General features: G+C 30.7%; 12 protein-coding genes and 5 tRNA genes. 16 read left to right on the plus strand and 1 reads right to left on the minus strand.

Annotated features, from left to right (window positions below; translation table 11 throughout):
* The first annotated feature begins 11 nt into the window (after positions 1 to 11).
* The 4 genes from EDC18_RS09810 to EDC18_RS09825 all read left to right on the plus strand — a co-directional run bounded on the left by EDC18_RS09810 (position 12) and on the right by EDC18_RS09825 (position 6,009).
* Positions 12 to 773, plus strand: a complete 762-nt coding sequence (locus tag EDC18_RS09810) for a dihydroorotate dehydrogenase electron transfer subunit (RefSeq protein ID WP_132252655.1) — start codon at positions 12 to 14, stop codon at positions 771 to 773.
* Positions 773 to 1,699, plus strand: a complete 927-nt coding sequence (locus tag EDC18_RS09815) for a dihydroorotate dehydrogenase (RefSeq protein ID WP_132252657.1) — start codon at positions 773 to 775, stop codon at positions 1,697 to 1,699. The genes EDC18_RS09810 and EDC18_RS09815 overlap by 1 nt, the downstream gene beginning before the upstream one ends.
* Positions 1,700 to 2,013: 314 nt before the next feature.
* Positions 2,014 to 2,688, plus strand: a complete 675-nt coding sequence (gene pyrE / locus EDC18_RS09820) for an orotate phosphoribosyltransferase (protein WP_132252658.1) — start codon at positions 2,014 to 2,016, stop codon at positions 2,686 to 2,688.
* 375 nt (positions 2,689 to 3,063) lie between these two features.
* Positions 3,064 to 6,009, plus strand: coding sequence for an ABC transporter substrate binding protein (locus tag EDC18_RS09825; protein ID WP_132252660.1), 2,946 nt, complete (start codon positions 3,064 to 3,066; stop codon positions 6,007 to 6,009).
* Between the two features lie 70 nt (positions 6,010 to 6,079).
* On the opposite strand, the gene EDC18_RS09830 is transcribed toward EDC18_RS09825, so the two are convergent.
* Positions 6,080 to 7,255, minus strand: a complete 1,176-nt coding sequence (locus tag EDC18_RS09830) for a DUF116 domain-containing protein (protein WP_132252662.1) — start codon at positions 7,253 to 7,255, stop codon at positions 6,080 to 6,082.
* Positions 7,256 to 7,692: 437 nt separating this feature from the next.
* Between EDC18_RS09830 and EDC18_RS09835 the strand changes: the two genes are divergently transcribed.
* From EDC18_RS09835 to EDC18_RS09890, 12 genes are all read left to right on the plus strand, one after another.
* On the plus strand, positions 7,693 to 8,109 hold the full coding sequence (locus EDC18_RS09835) for a bacteriohemerythrin (protein ID WP_132252664.1): 417 nt from the start codon (positions 7,693 to 7,695) through the stop codon (positions 8,107 to 8,109).
* Between the two features lie 21 nt (positions 8,110 to 8,130).
* Positions 8,131 to 10,098 carry a threonine--tRNA ligase gene (thrS, locus tag EDC18_RS09840; RefSeq protein WP_132252665.1) on the plus strand — a complete coding sequence of 656 codons (1,968 nt, stop codon included), beginning with the start codon at positions 8,131 to 8,133 and terminating at the stop codon, positions 10,096 to 10,098.
* A 183-nt stretch (positions 10,099 to 10,281) separates the two neighbouring features.
* Positions 10,282 to 10,776, plus strand: a complete 495-nt coding sequence (infC, locus tag EDC18_RS09845) for a translation initiation factor IF-3 (protein WP_132252667.1) — start codon at positions 10,282 to 10,284, stop codon at positions 10,774 to 10,776.
* 92 nt (positions 10,777 to 10,868) lie between these two features.
* Positions 10,869 to 11,066, plus strand: coding sequence for a 50S ribosomal protein L35 (gene rpmI, locus EDC18_RS09850; protein ID WP_132252669.1), 198 nt, complete (start codon positions 10,869 to 10,871; stop codon positions 11,064 to 11,066).
* A gap of 25 nt (positions 11,067 to 11,091) precedes the next feature.
* A complete protein-coding gene (rplT, locus tag EDC18_RS09855) occupies positions 11,092 to 11,448 on the plus strand; it encodes a 50S ribosomal protein L20 (protein ID WP_132252670.1) in 357 nt (118 codons plus the stop codon).
* Between the two features lie 164 nt (positions 11,449 to 11,612).
* Positions 11,613 to 11,684: transfer RNA gene (locus EDC18_RS09860), tRNA-Asn, on the plus strand.
* A gap of 62 nt (positions 11,685 to 11,746) precedes the next feature.
* Positions 11,747 to 11,821: transfer RNA gene (locus EDC18_RS09865), tRNA-Pro, on the plus strand.
* A gap of 5 nt (positions 11,822 to 11,826) precedes the next feature.
* Positions 11,827 to 11,900: transfer RNA gene (locus tag EDC18_RS09870), tRNA-Arg, on the plus strand.
* Positions 11,901 to 11,919: 19 nt separating this feature from the next.
* Positions 11,920 to 12,005, plus strand: a tRNA-Leu gene (locus tag EDC18_RS09875).
* A 3-nt stretch (positions 12,006 to 12,008) separates the two neighbouring features.
* Positions 12,009 to 12,080: transfer RNA gene (locus tag EDC18_RS09880), tRNA-Gly, on the plus strand.
* Positions 12,081 to 12,370: 290 nt separating this feature from the next.
* Positions 12,371 to 13,087, plus strand: a complete 717-nt coding sequence (locus tag EDC18_RS09885; protein ID WP_165878547.1) for a LytR/AlgR family response regulator transcription factor — start codon at positions 12,371 to 12,373, stop codon at positions 13,085 to 13,087.
* 21 nt (positions 13,088 to 13,108) lie between these two features.
* Positions 13,109 to 14,437 carry a sensor histidine kinase gene (locus EDC18_RS09890; protein ID WP_132252674.1) on the plus strand — a complete coding sequence of 443 codons (1,329 nt, stop codon included), beginning with the start codon at positions 13,109 to 13,111 and terminating at the stop codon, positions 14,435 to 14,437.
* Positions 14,438 to 14,517 lie beyond the last annotated feature (80 nt).

Raw genomic sequence — 14,517 nt, forward strand, 5'->3', positions numbered from 1 at the left:
GGAGTGGAAAAATGTCTTTATCAAAAATTAAAGTGGCAACAAAAATTATGAAACACAGCTTAATTGCGACAGATGTTTATGAAATGTGGATTGAGAATAAAGAGATGGCAAAAGCTGCAAAGGTAGGTCAATTCGTTGCCCTTTATTGTAAAGATGGTAGTAGATTACTTCCAAGGCCCATAAGTATTTGTGAAATAGATAATGAAGAAGGAAGATTAAGACTTGTATACCGTGTCTTTGGAGCAGGAACGAAAGAAATAAGTTGCTTTAAAGAGGGTGAAACAATAGAAGTATTAGGACCTTTAGGCAATGGATTTCTGACAAAAGATAAAAATGTATCTGTAATAGTAGGTGGAGGCATTGGTGTGCCTCCTCTCCTAGAACTTTGTAAACAGTTAAAAGGAGAAAAACACATATTCTTAGGCTATAGAGATACAGTTTTTCTTGCTGATGAGTTTAAGGCATATGGTGACGTTTATATTGCAACGGAAGATGGCAGTGTTGGTCATAAAGGGAATGTTATGACACTTCTAAAAGAAAAAGGACTAGATATAGATCAAGTGTATGCTTGTGGTCCTAAAGGCATGTTAAAGGCATTACAAAGTTATGTATTAGAAGAGCAGATACCGGCTCAACTATCTGTAGAAGAAAAAATGGCTTGTGGTATTGGTGCTTGTGTTGGATGTATTTGCGAGACCAATGATAGAACAATGAAAAATAAAAGAGTTTGCAAAGAGGGTCCTGTATTCTCAGCTGAGGAGGTAGTGTTATAATGGATTTAAGTGTAAAGATCGGATCAGTCCAATTAAAAAACCCTGTAATGACAGCTTCAGGTACCTTTGGTTCAGGAAAAGAATATAGCGAATTTGTGGATCTTAATGAATTAGGTGCAGTCGTTGTTAAAGGGATTGCCAGTAAACCTTGGGATGGGAATCCTACACCAAGAGTGGCAGAAACATACGGTGGTATGCTTAATGCAGTAGGGCTTCAGAATCCAGGTGTAGATCACTTTATAAAAAATGATATCCCCTTTTTAAAGAAATTTGACACTAAGATTGTTGTGAATATTGCTGGTAGAACTGTTGAAGATTATTGTGAAGTGGTAGAGAAGTTAAGTGATACAGAAGTTGATTTATTAGAGTTAAATATTTCTTGTCCTAATGTTAAAGAGGGTGGGATTGCTTTTGGTACTCAAGCTAAGATGATTGAAAGAGTGACCAGTGAAGTTAAAAGGCATTCTAAACAACCTTTAATTGTAAAGTTAAGTCCTAATGTAACAGATATAGCTGAAATGGCTTTAGCAGCAGAAGCAGGTGGTGCAGATGCTTTATCTCTTATTAATACCCTTTTAGGGATGAAAATTGATATCCATAAAAGAGAGTTTGCCCTTGCCAATAAAATGGGTGGATTGTCTGGACCTGCTATTAAGCCTGTTGCTGTTAGGATGGTTTATCAAGTGGCTCAAGCGGTTAAAGTGCCTATTATTGGTATGGGTGGTATTATGAATGGTGAAGATGCTATTGAGTTTATGATGGCAGGTGCTACTGGGGTTGCTGTTGGGACTGCTAATTTTGCTAATCCTTTTGCGACTATGGAAGTTTTAGATGGGATTAAGGGTTATATGGATCGATATGGGGTTAAGGATGTTAAAGAATTGATTGGGTTGGCTGTTGGAAATATTGAATTTAATTGTATGTGATTATATTTGCACAAGAGGGTCGTATGAGAATATCTATGGAAAACAGTTCCGATAAATATTTCTTGATATTCTAAGTTTGTTTAAATCTTTATTCCTAAGCCTTAAAAACTCGCTGCGCTCAGACACTTAAGGCTTTTTACGGAATAATGATTTCCACGCACTAAGAATCTCTACGAAATGTTTATGAGTCACTTTATTTCCAAAGATATTCACATACTCTGTCGTTAATATATAGCCTCAGCTGTGAATACGCAGCGAGCTTTAGATTACAAGTATGAAAGTAAATCTAAAACATTTGAAGGGTGGTTTGAGTAATGGAACAATATAAAAAAGAGTTTATTGAGTTTATGGTGGATTGTCAGGTTTTGAAGTTTGGGGATTTTGTTACTAAGAGTGGGCGTAAGACACCATTTTTTGTGAATACTGGGTTTTATAGAACTGGTCAGCAGCTTAGGAAGTTAGGGGAGTTTTATTCTAAGGCTATTACCCAAGTGTTTGGTAAGGATTTTAATATTTTATTTGGGCCTGCTTATAAAGGGATTCCTTTAAGTGTTGCTACTTCTATGGCACTTAGTGAGCATTTTGATATGGATGTTAATTATTGTGCAAATCGTAAAGAAGTTAAGGATCACGGTGATACGGGGATTCTTTTAGGAAGTCCTATTAATGATGGTGACAAGATTGTTATTATTGAAGATGTTACAACAGCAGGAACTTCTATTGAAGAGACAATGCCTATTCTAAAGAAACAAGGGGATGTGGATGTTTTAGGGTTAGTTGTTTCTGTTGATAGAATGGAAAGAGGTAAAGGGGAAAAAAGCGCTTTATCTGAGATTCAAGAAAAGTATAGTATTAAAACCACAGCCATTGTTACAATGGCAGAGGTAGTTGAACATTTGCACAATAAACCTTATAAAGGTGAAGTTATTATCAATGATAGGATTAAAGAGGCCATTGATGCCTATTATGTTCAATATGGTGTAAAGTAGATTAGAAGATTTTTTAAAGAGAGGGGATGATTAGTGTATATTAATCATTCCCTCTTTTTTTATTGTATAAGAAAATACACTTCCTATATAGTAATAAGTTGATTAAAAGCCCTACATTTTTCTGAAGAAGTTAGAAAAGGTGATATTAGATGAGAAATTAGCAATATATTTTAAGTGCATTTAGTTTTACAATTTGAATTTTTTTGTCTAAAAATGATGCAAATGTTCTATAGCATATATTTTTGTAAAGTCTTGTTAATTGTAAGGATTATATGATATAATATTAAAAAATATGTATAAATATAAAAAAAGAGTTAATTTTCAAACATTAAAGATTCAAGGAAATAATATTCGGTGAAGGGGATTTAATAGAGGATGAAAAAATGTTATTTGTATTTTAGTAAATCTTTGCTTTTTTTTCTTTTGTTTTTCTTGATTTTTCCACAAGTACAAGCAGTAGCGGATGAAAACTTGAATCCAAGTCGTATATTATTTATAAGTTCTTACTCACCAAGTTTTCCAACTTTTGATCTTCAGATTGAGGGATTGCGCTCTGTACTAGATGAGACCAAAGTAGAATTTAAAATAGAGTATATGGATACAAAAAATTTCCCATCTAAAGAGAATACCCTTAGGTTTTATGAATCTATGAAATATAAGCTTAATATATTAGATCCTTTTGATGTTGTAGTAGTAGCAGACGATAATGCTTTGCAGTTTGCAATAGACTATCAACAAGAATTATTTAGTGAAACGCCAATTGTATTCCTTGGTATAAATGATCTAGATCGTGCTAAATTGGCTGGGGCAAATGATTTGATGACTGGTGTGGTAGAATATGTTTCAATGGAAAAAACCATTGAATTGGCAATGGCACTAATGCCTAATGCTACAGAAATAATTGCACTAGGTGATTCCACAGAAACAGGAGTAGCAGAACTTCAAATTTTTAATAATGTAGTAAAAGATATTGAAAATATAGAGTCAAGAGTGTTGAATGTTGGAGATTATACATTCGAAGAAATGGCAATAGAAATACAGAATATAAGCCCTAATACTATTGTATTATTGCTTTCTTTTTATCAAGATAAAACAGGTAGAGTTATTACATATAATGAAGTTTATAGATTCACAACTGCTAATGCTAGCTTTCCAATATTTAGAATTTATTCAGAAGGCATTGGAGAAGGATTTTTAGGCGGCAAGGTTGTAAATCATTTTGAACAGGGAAAAAGTGCAGGTATTATGGTTCAGGATATACTTGATGGTCAAGACGTCAGTGGAATACCTATTTTAGAAGTAAGTCCTAATGTATATATGTTTGATCATAATATAATAGAAAAGTTTAATATTAATATATCTTTATTACCAGAAGATGCAGTAATTATTAATAGGAAGATTGGTTTTTATGACCAGTATACCTTACTATTTTGGATTAGTTTAAGCATATTTATTTTTCTCGTAGCAATTATTGTAATTATGTTTATTAATACTAGAAGGCGTAAAAAAGCGGAAAGAGAATTACTTGAGAGCAATGAACAATTAACTGCTTTGTATGAGGAATTAGAAGCTTCAGATGAAGAGTTAAGACATCAATTTGAGATTATTCAAGAAAGCAATGAAAAACTTGAGGTTAGTAAAGAAAGGTATAAATATGTTTTTCTCGCAAGCAATGAGGGGTTATGGGATATAGATGTAGAAAAAAAACAAGTGTATTTATCGAAGGAATGGTATAAAACATTCTTTGGATCTGAATTTAATTCAGAGAATATAAGTATAAAAGATTGGATGGATATTATATACCCAGAGGATATTCATATTGTTAAAAGAATGGTAGACCAAATTCAAGCTTCATATACAAAGAAAATCAGTTGTGAATATCGAGTTTTAGATATTAACAAAAATATTGTATGGGTACAGCAAAGCAGTATATCATTTTACAATAATAGAGGTAAACTTACTAGAGTTATTGGGTCCCATTCAAATATTACTTCAAGGAAAAATCAAGAAATAAATATAAAAAGACTAGCCTATAATGATACTTTGACAGGCTTACCTAATCGATTGGCTTTGCAAAATAAGTTAATCAGTATAATACAAAAAGAAAATCAAAGAGCGTGTGGCGCATTAATGTTTTTAGATGTAGATAATTTTAAATATGTAAATGATACCTACGGACATATTATAGGCGATAAAGTTTTAATGGAAATAGGCAATAGGTTGCAAACAATAAAAAGTGAAAATATATCCATTTATCGATTTGGTGGGGATGAATTTATCATATTAATTAATAAAGAAAAGGATATAGATGCTATAAAAAGCATAGCCGCAAAGATTATAGATTTGTTTCAGCATAAGTATAGCATAAACCAACAAAGGTTTTACCTGACGACGAGTATAGGCATTGTAATGTATCCAAATGATGGAACAGATCCTAATAATTTGATTAAGGATGCAGACTCTGCTATGTATAAGGCTAAAGACAAAGGGAAAAATCAATATATGTTCTTTAATAAATCAATGAATCAAGAGATTTATGATAGAATGTATATTCACAATAATTTAAGAACTGCTCTAGAAGAAAATCAATTTCAACTCCATTATCAACCACAAATTGATTCAAAAAGCAAAAAAGTAATAGGGTTTGAAGCATTAATAAGATGGGAAACAGAAGAATTTGGTTTTATTCCGCCACTTAAATTTATTAAAATAGCCGAAGAATCAGATATGATAATAAAAATAGGAAATTGGATACTAAAAGAGGCAGCTAAGTTTTCAAAAGAAATCAATCAATATAATAAAGACAATTACATAGTATCTGTAAATGTTTCTTCTGTTCAATTAAAACAAGATAATTTTGTGGAAACAGTAAAAAAAATTATTAAAGAAGCAGGGGCTCTTCCAAAAAATATGGGAATCGAAATAACAGAAACATCACTTATGGACAATTTTGAGTCTAATGCAAATAAAGTAAAAAAACTTAGAGAACTAGGAATTAAAGTGGCTTTAGATGATTTTGGAACAGGGTATTCATCTTTAAATTATTTAAGACAATTGCCAATAAATATATTAAAATTAGATAAGTCTTTTATAGAAGACTTACTGAAGAACAATAATATTTATAATCTAACAGAAGACATAATATTAATGTCTCAAAAGCTAGGTTTAACAGTTGTAGCAGAAGGGGTAGAAATGAAAGATCAATTTGATTTATTATCAAATTATAATTGTGATATTATACAAGGCTATCTAGTTAGTAGACCCATACCAAAAGAAGAAGCGGTTAAGTTTATTGGTCCAGAAGTTGAATTTTTGATTTAAGAAAATAAAAGAGGCAAAAAAATGAACAGACTGAATCCTGATAGCTACAGTATTCAGTCTGTTTTATTTTCTAGTTACCACTTGTACAGGTATTATCCAAGGTTTCAATAGTACCAGATAATAAATGATTTAATTGAGCTATATTAATATTTGTAGGTTGATCAGAATCTAACCAATGGTTACTACAACCACAGTAATCTAGGAGCACACACTGAGCGGCTATGCCCATGTTTTTTAAGCGCCATCCCCCTGATAACAGAGTTAATACACAGGCAATACCAATAACGCCAATGGTACCATTTTCAGTTGATAAAATACCTTTATTTGAAGAAATAGAGGATTCATGTGAGATTATTTTAGTTTTTACATTATAGTAAGCACCAAGTTGAGTTATTTTGTATAAACTGCATTGAGAATGACATCCTGTACAAGAATTGCCTAATTCAGTCCATTGAGATTGACACTTTTTATTATTATAAAATCTTAGACAACTAGGAACAAAAATGAATTTAGTGGTTGTTTTTCCAAAAGATTCTCGATAACACCGATTCATTATTTCTGCACCAGTCATATTCAAATGATACTCAACTTTTTTCCTACTACAAAAGATATAGTCCTTTTTTATAGAATTACTATTGTTTAAGTCATGTATGTAAAAATCAACATTTGAAGTATATTTTCCTAAATAAAAATTGCTTTCTTCATCAAACCAAGTAGAAAAAAATAATATCTCTCGAATGTTTTTGTGAAAGTCAGTAGATTCAATAAAAAAATCAAACCATTTTTCTAATCTTATTAGTTCAATAGAAAACTCTCCAGAGGCCCATAACCAATTTAATATTCGTCTAAAATTATCTATTGATGGTACTAAAGTGCAATTAGTATTACTACTTTTTACAATCTGTTTTAAGAAGAGGGGCTTAAAGGATTGATAGGTTTTTTTTATAAATCTATTTTTATAGGAAAAACGGTTTAGAAGAATCATAATCTTTGACAGATTACAAGAATAGCGATCGGCATTAGAGCTATAAACTTTCCAAAAAGTGCCTAACATTAATAAATCTAATAAGCACTCATCCCTTTGATTGCTATTTTTTTGTAAGGAGGATTTGTTTATAAAGCGATTTATAAGGGGATCAAGAGTTTTATAGTCATAACTCTTATTAATTACTATATTGGTAAAATTAGCAATATCTTTATAATAATCCGTATTATTTTGATTTAATGAATAAGTAAGAAAATCCATATAAACCCTCCAATTTTACTTTGTTAATACTATAATATAACTAATTAGAAGATATTTCAACGTATACTTAAACCATTTACTTGACATACAATAACAGAATGATATAATTAAATTAGATTAAAAAGTTTATAGTTATAAAACGATGAAGAGAAGAGTAGAATATGGAAGTTCACAGAGAGAAAGTATATTTGCTGAGAGTACTTTTGTAGGATATAAAAAGTTATATCCCCTTATTAGGTGGAAATATTTGAAGACTACCTCTGAGTGATTTTAATAAAATCCGGTGATTACGTTATAATCCTTATGAGTGGTTTTTTACAACAAGGGTGGAACCGCGGGAATTTTATCTCGTCCCTTTCTATTAATATTAATAGAAAGTGGCGAGTTTTTGTTATACATAAATAAATTGTTCGAAAAAAATAAAGGAGTGATTTTAAATGATATTAAAATGGAATAATAATATGGAACTAGGAATACCAAGTATTGATGATCAACATAAAAATTTAGTAGAAATGTGCCAAAAGGCCTTTGAATGGACAAAAGAAATTGAAGAAGGCGTAGATTATTATGACCAAATAAGTCAAATGCTAGAAAGTGTTAAAGAATATACCATAGAGCACTTTGAATTTGAAGAAAACTTAATGAAAGAAGCTGGGTTTGAACAGTTATTAGAACATGAAGTGGAACACAGTTTTTTTGTAAAGAAACTTGATAGATTAAATAAAAGGGACTATGATGAGCCTCAAGAACAAAAACAATTTATTTTAAATTTATCACAATTCTTATTTGATTGGTTAGTACATCATATATTAGAAACAGATAAAAAATATGTAGATACAATAAAAAGAGATTAAATTATAGAATGGAGAGAAAAAATGAAAATTACATTAAAAGATGGTTCTGTAAAAGAATATGAAAACAATATGTCTGTATTAGACATTGCAAAAGATATTAGTGAAGGTTTGGCAAGGGTAGCCACAGCAGGAGAAGTAAATGGAGAAGTAGTGGACTTAAGACATATTATTAAAGAAGATGTGGAATTAAACATACTTACTTTTAATGATAAGGATGGTCAAAAAGCTTTTAGACATACAGCTGCTCATATATTAGCTCAAGCTGTAAAAAGATTATACCCAAATGTAAAATTAGCCATTGGACCAGCAATTGAAAATGGATACTATTATGATTTTGAAACAGAAAAACCATTTACAAATGAAGATCTAGCAGCAATTGAAAAAGAAATGAAAAAAATCGTTAAAGAGAATTTAGCTATAGAAAAATTTGTGTTACCAAAAGATGAAGCATTAGCTTTGATGGAAAAAATGGATGAAACATACAAAGTAGAATTAATTAATGAACTAGATGATAATGAAGAAATTACATTCTATCAACAAGGTGAATTTGTTGACTTATGTGCAGGACCTCATTTATTAAGCACTAAAACAGTTAAAGCTTTCAAATTAATATCAGCAGCAGGAGCATACTGGAGAGGCGATGAAAAAAATAAAATGCTCTCAAGAATATATGGAACTGCTTTTACAAAAAATGCTGAATTAGAAGAGTATTTAACTCAATTAGAAGAAGCTAAAAAAAGAGACCATAATAAATTAGGTCGTGAATTAGAGTTATTTACAACAAATGATGCAGTAGGGCAAGGATTGCCACTGTTAATGCCTAAAGGTGCAAAAATTGTTCAATTGCTTCAAAGATTTATTGAAGATGAAGAAGAAAGAAGGGGTTATGTCCTTACTAAAACACCTTTCTTAGCAAAAAGTGATTTGTATAAAATATCAGGTCATTGGAATCACTATAGAGATGGTATGTTTGTTTTAGGAGATGAAGACAAGGACGAAGAAGTATTTGCTTTAAGGCCAATGACTTGTCCATTCCAATACATGATCTATAAATCTAAGCAAAGAAGTTATAGAGACTTACCAATTAGATATTCTGAAACTTCTCCACTTTTTAGAAATGAATCATCAGGAGAAATGCATGGACTTATTAGACTAAGACAGTTTACTCTTGCAGATGGTCATATTGTATGTACACCTGAACAAGTAGAAGAAGAATTTAAAGAAGCTGTAGATTTAATCAATTATGTAATGAAAACTTTAGGAATTGATAAAGATATATGGTACCGTTTTTCTAAATGGGATCCGAATAATAAAGGTAAATACATTGATAATGCAGAAGCTTGGGAGTCTACTCAAGTCATTATGAAAAAAATATTAGATGACATTGGTATTGATTATAAAGAAGCTGATGGAGAAGCAGCATTTTATGGACCAAAACTAGACATTCAATTTAAAAATGTTCATGGGAAAGAAGATACAATTATAACGGTACAGCTAGACTTTGCATTGGCAGAAAGATTTGATATGTCATATGTAGACAAAGACAGTGAAAAGAAAAGACCATTTATTATTCATAGAAGTTCTATAGGATGTTATGAAAGAACTTTAGCGATGCTAATTGAAAAATATGCAGGTCAATTCCCAACATGGTTATCACCAGTTCAAGCAAAAGTATTGCCACTATCTGAAAAATATCATGATTACGCTTATGATGTAATGAAAAAACTAAGAAATAAAGGCATCCGTGTAGAAATAGACGATAGAGCAGAAAAAATTGGATATAAAATAAGAGAAGCAAGATTAGAAAGAGTACCATATTTATTAGTAGTTGGTCAAAAAGAAGAAGAAGAAAAATCTGTATCCGTTAGAAGTAGGTACAATGGGGATGAAGGTACAGTTGTTTTAGATAAATTCATTGAAGATATATTGGAAGAAATCAATACAAAAGAAATTAAAGAAATAAAACTTGACAATGAAGAACAAAAATGATAACATTAGTAAACGAATGCAAAACAAGTAGAAGTATCCACTTCTCGCCTTAGCATAACTGACTAAGGTACATATAAGTAAGACTTTCAATTTGAATGATTTTATGCTTATAAATGAAGTGGATAGTTCTACAACTATCCACTTTTTATTATTATATGGAGGTGTCTTAATATTAGCGATTTAATGATTAATGAGCAAATCCGAGACAAAGAAGTGCGTCTTGTAGGTGAAGAGGGAGAACAATTAGGTATTATGTCATCGAGAGATGCGATGGCTTTAGCTAAAGAACAAAATCTTGACTTAGTAAAAATTGCACCACAAGCGAATCCACCTGTTTGTAAAATTGTTGACTACGGAAAATACAAATATGAGCAGACAAGAAGAGAAAAAGATGCACGTAAGAATCAAAAAGTTATAAGTGTTAAAGAAGTGCGCTTATCTCCAAATATTGAACAAAACGATATCAACACTAAAATCAAGCAAGCAAGCAAGTTTTTAGAAAAAGGGGATAAAGTTAAAGTAACGGTTCGCTTTAGAGGTCGTGAATTAGCTCATACTGCAGTAGGTAAAGAGATATTAAATGAATTTGCAGAGAGTTTGTCAGAAATAGCACAAGTTGAAAAACCTGCCAAAATGGAAGGTAGATTTATGGTTATGTTTTTAATGCCAAAACGCTAAATACACAATCCCAGTAATAGGTAAAATGTGTTATCAACAACAAAATTAAAAATACTTATGTAAAACTAATCACAAGAAGGAGGATTATTGCTATGCCTAAATTAAAAACACACAGTGGCGCTGCAAAACGCTTCAAGAAGACAGGTACAGGTAAATTAAAAAGATATAAAGCATATAAAAGCCATATCTTAACTAAAAAATCTGCAAAAAGAAAAAGAAATCTTAGAAAAGGTACAATAACTGATACAACAAATGTAAAACAAATGAAAAAGTTATTGCCTTACATCTAATAACATCGAATAGGAGGGAATTACCATGGCCAGAATTAAAGGCGGTTTGCATACACATAAAAGACGTAAAAGAGTATTAAAATTAGCTAAAGGTTACAGAGGCGCTAAATCAACGCAATTCAGAACTGCAAAACAAGCAGTAATGAAATCTTTAAAATATGCTTATGTTGGCAGAAAATTAAGAAAAAGAGAATTTAGACAACTTTGGATAGCAAGAATTAATGCTGCTGCAAGAATTAATGACATTTCTTACAGTAGATTAATGCACGGATTAAAATTAGCTGGTGTAGAAGTTAACAGAAAAATGTTAGCTGAAATGGCAGTAAATGATGCTGATGGATTTGCTAACTTAGTAACAGTAGCTAAAGGAAAATTAAATTAATTAGAATAATAATATATTTATATACACATAATATAACAGTTCAGGAGGGACTTCTATAGAGGTCCTTTTTGAGACACTGTTATTAGTATAGAAATAAAAAAAATAAAAACTTAGTTGACATTGGATTAATAATATGGTACTATAATCTTCGTCGCTAATGATATTCCTCGATAGCTCAATGGTAGAGCATTCGGCTGTTAACCGAAGGGTTGTAGGTTCGAGCCCTACTCGGGGAGTTCTCTAAAAACAAGCTTTATATGTTAAGTTATATAAAGTAATAAGTTAGAGAGTTATTTATAGGGGTGTGGCTCAGCTTGGCTAGAGCGCTTGATTTGGGTTCAAGAGGCCGCAGGTTCGAATCCTGTCACCCCTATTTTTGTGCCTGTAGCTCAGTAGGATAGAGCAGTGGCCTTCTAAGCCACGTGTCCGGGGTTCGAATCCCTGCAGGCACGCTATGAAAGTAAAGAGTTAGCAGTTGTGGCGGAATTGGCATACGCGCTAGACTAAGGATCTAGTGTCCATATACGGACTTGGGGGTTCGAGTCCCCCCAACTGCATATGCGTGAGTGGCTCAGTGGTAGAGCATCGCCTTGCCAAGGCGAGGGTCGCGGGTTCGAATCCCGTCTCGCGCTCTTTAAAAAGATAGTATAATCACTATGGTGATATACTATCTTTTTTTGTTGTATATAATCTTAGGTATGGTCAAGGCAAGTTGGTATGCTGTAATTCTATAGGACTATTAAAGGTATACTTTAAGTGGGATATAATAGTAAACACCAAAGTGCATATATATACAAATCACTAGAACATAATTACTAGGGTGTGATATAATAATAGAAAGTTTGACAATAAGCCGCTAATTAATACATTGGGTATTACAACTATGTATATTATCAAGATTCAATGCCTAGGAGGGGGAATTTTGAGTAACAAAATTATTAGTATAGCTATATGTGATGATGAAAAAATTATTCAAGATATAGTTAGAACGAAATGTGAGAGTTATTTGGATGAGAATAATATGAGCTATGAGATTAGCACATTTAGTAATGGTATGGAATTGTTAAAAGATAACAAGAAATTCGATATTTTTTTCTTAGATGTAGAGATGCCAGGAATGAACGGTTTTAGTATTGCTGAGAGCATTAATAGGGTACATAAAGATGTATGTATAATATTTTTAACAAGCCATGTAGAGATGGTGCAAAAGGCATTTAAGGTAAAGGCATTTAGATATCTTTTTAAACCTATTATAGAAGAAGATTTTTTTGAAGCATTAAGAGATGGTATAAAAGAAATTTATGATGTGAAAAAGATTATTATAAATCAAAAAGAAAAGACAAGTATAGTAAGTGTAAATGAAATTATATACATTGAGGCCCTAGGTGATAATACTGCTGTATACACCACAGAAGAAGTCTATATTAGCAATAAAACATTAAAAGCATTAAGTGAAGTATTAGATGAATCAATTTTTGTACGATGCCATAAGTCATATATAGTTTCTTTAAGGCATATAAAAGAAATTGAAAGTAGAGTAATAGTAACTACTAGTAATATTAAGATACCTATTGCTGTTAGAAGTAAAAAAATGGTTAAAGAGAAACTAAGAGAATATGTGAGAGAAAATGCAATATAGCTATTTCAATAGGAGAGTTATATGGAAAGTATATTATTTTGGATAATTATGTATATATCAGAAATACTAAAACTCAGTATTGTATTACTTTATTTGTTGGAGTATAAACCGACAGAAAAATATTGGAGTATTATGCTGGGATCTGTACCTGTGTTTGGAAGTATTACTATTATTACATTTATTTTTAATTTAAATGAGTATTATTTAACCTATCTATTAGGTAGCTTTGCCACGTTATTAGTGATTATTTGTATCAGGGGAAAAAAAAAGATTATAATAGGAATATTGAGTTTTCTACTGATTTGTTTAGTTGATATGGCATTAACAGGCTTAGTTGCTATTTTTATAAACTATACAATTGAAATGATACTAGATAATATTTATGTAAGTATATTATGTAATACGTTAAGCATATTAGTATTAATGGTAATAAAAATGGTAAAAAAGTTATTAAAAATGAATCAGATGATATTGTCATATTATATTCTACCGGGGAGATATATAATTATGGCTTTTTTAGGTGTATTGGGTGTTGGTTTATATATTGCACCAGTTCATATTTTGGGGTTATTAAAATTAGATGATAGAATGAGAAATATTATTGTCTTTGGTATTAGCTTGAGTGGGTTAACATTTCTTGCTTTTTTAGGATTATTAATTATAATTAATAATTCAAAAGTTTATTATAAAGAATTATCAGATCTAAATACAAAACTAATAATACAACAAAAAAATTATTATAAAGCATTGATAGAAAAAGAAGTGGAAACACGAAAATTTCGACACGATATTAAAAATCATATGTATTGCCTTACACATCTCAGTGAACAAAAAGAATACGATAAGCTTAATGCATATTTGAAAGAGATTAATATGGTTTCAGAAAAATTAATCATTAATATATACACTGGTAATGATATAGTTAATACTATTTTAAACCATATTATAAATGACAGCTGTAAAGACGAAAAAAATATCGAAATCAAATGGTTCGGTTTAATACCAGAAAAGATAAAATTATCATCGATGGAACTTTGCATTTTATTTTCAAATCTATTTTCTAATGCAGTTGAAGCGAGTAATAAAATAGATAATGAGGATATAAAAGTAATTACTGTTAAGGTAAGGAATTTAGATAGTAACCTTTTAATAATAATTACTAACCCAATTAAGGAAAAAGTTAATATAATAAATAACAAATTAATGACTTCAAAAAAAGATGTGACACGACATGGTTTTGGAACTTTAAACATTGAAAATATAGTGGAGAAATATAATGGTTCTATTAAGTATTTTAGTACACATAATGAATTTTCAGTAGAAATAATACTTGATGGTATTGTTTTGTAGATATTAACGTTTGCCGGCTACAAATGAACGTTTACCGAGAAAATATTGAAAACACTGAATCTTTATGATAATAATAAGTT

This window comes from Natranaerovirga pectinivora, assembly GCF_004342165.1.
GTDB classification, from domain to species: Bacteria; Bacillota; Clostridia; order Lachnospirales; family DSM-24629; genus Natranaerovirga; species Natranaerovirga pectinivora.

Coding starts and splice junctions, on each gene's coding strand:
- EDC18_RS09815 (WP_132252657.1), top strand. CDS start 773: ATGGATTTAAGTGTAAAGATCGGATCAGTCCAATTAAAAAACCCTGTA.
- EDC18_RS09810 (WP_132252655.1), top strand. CDS start 12: ATGTCTTTATCAAAAATTAAAGTGGCAACAAAAATTATGAAACACAGC.
- pyrE (WP_132252658.1), top strand. CDS start 2,014: ATGGAACAATATAAAAAAGAGTTTATTGAGTTTATGGTGGATTGTCAG.
- rpmI (WP_132252669.1), top strand. CDS start 10,869: ATGCCTAAATTAAAAACACACAGTGGCGCTGCAAAACGCTTCAAGAAG.
- infC (WP_132252667.1), top strand. CDS start 10,282: ATGATTAATGAGCAAATCCGAGACAAAGAAGTGCGTCTTGTAGGTGAA.
- EDC18_RS09835 (WP_132252664.1), top strand. CDS start 7,693: ATGATATTAAAATGGAATAATAATATGGAACTAGGAATACCAAGTATT.
- EDC18_RS09825 (WP_132252660.1), top strand. CDS start 3,064: ATGAAAAAATGTTATTTGTATTTTAGTAAATCTTTGCTTTTTTTTCTT.
- EDC18_RS09890 (WP_132252674.1), top strand. CDS start 13,109: ATGGAAAGTATATTATTTTGGATAATTATGTATATATCAGAAATACTA.
- EDC18_RS09830 (WP_132252662.1), bottom strand. CDS start 7,255: ATGGATTTTCTTACTTATTCATTAAATCAAAATAATACGGATTATTAT.
- thrS (WP_132252665.1), top strand. CDS start 8,131: ATGAAAATTACATTAAAAGATGGTTCTGTAAAAGAATATGAAAACAAT.
- rplT (WP_132252670.1), top strand. CDS start 11,092: ATGGCCAGAATTAAAGGCGGTTTGCATACACATAAAAGACGTAAAAGA.